General features: G+C 47.0%; 1 protein-coding gene. It reads left to right on the top strand.

Features of this window, described 5'->3' with window-relative positions:
* Positions 1-1,123: DEAD/DEAH box helicase (locus tag A3762_RS04445; RefSeq protein WP_156493232.1), on the top strand; the 1,123-nt coding region annotated here is incomplete at both ends.

Here is a 1,123-nt window from a genome sequence, read left to right as displayed (position 1 = left end):
TCCCTTTTCGTTACGAGGATAGAACGCGCATTGTACCTTTGTCACAAATACGTGTAGGCCAACATGTACTGTTTGAAGCAGAAGTAAAAGGCAGTCGCGTGGTTATCGGACGACGCAAAAGTTTGGAAGTACACGTCAGAGATAGTTCTGGGCAAGTTGCGCTGCGTTTCTACCACTTCAGTGCTGCTCAAGCGAAACAATTAAGCAATGGCTCACGAGTGCGTTGCTATGGCGAAGCTCGCTTAGGACAAACAGGCTTAGAGTTTTATCATCCGGAATATCAAGTTTTAAAACCTGGTGATAAACACTCTCCTCCAGAAAAGCTCACGCCTATCTATACGCTCACTGAAGGTGTGCAACAACCTCGTTTACGTAAGCTATGCGCTAGCGCTTTAGGCTATCTAGACAGACACCAAGTAACCGAACTTATTCCTGGCTCGATCTTAAAAGATCTGCAACTCCCAAGCCTTCAAGAAGCCGTTCGTTACCTTCATGCGCCACCAACGGATGCTGATCAACATGCCTTGCTAGAAGGCGAGCACCCATATCAACAACGACTTATTTTTGAGGAGCTATTGGCGCATCACCTCAGCCTTCTGCAACTTCGAAGTAGCATTCAAAGCAAAGCATCACCTGCATTCGTCGCTACAAGCGATAGTGAAGCTATAAAAAATGAATTCTTGAATTCATTACCTTTCTCGCTAACGGGAGCCCAACAACGTGTTAGCGATGAAATTGCTGGCGACTTATCTCATCCATTCCCAATGCTAAGGCTCGTCCAAGGGGATGTCGGTTCTGGAAAAACTGTTGTTGCAGCACTAGCCGCGTTGCGCGCAGTGTCCCACGGTCATCAAGTCGCGTTCATGGCGCCAACCGAAATTCTTGCTGAACAACACTTTGCTAATTTCAAGTCGTGGCTTGCACCCTTAGGTATAAAAGTTGGCTGGCTTAGCGGCAAAGTGAAAGGAAAGAAACGTGAGCAAGAACTTATCACCATCGCAGACGGATCAGCGCAAGTAGTGGTCGGAACACACGCTTTATTTCAAGAGGATGTGCAATTTGCTGAACTGGGATTAGCGATCATCGATGAACAACATCGCTTTGGTGTGCATCAGCGCTTAGC

This window comes from Oleiphilus sp. HI0125 (genome assembly GCF_001635355.1).
This window is presented reverse-complemented; position numbering and strand designations above follow the sequence as displayed.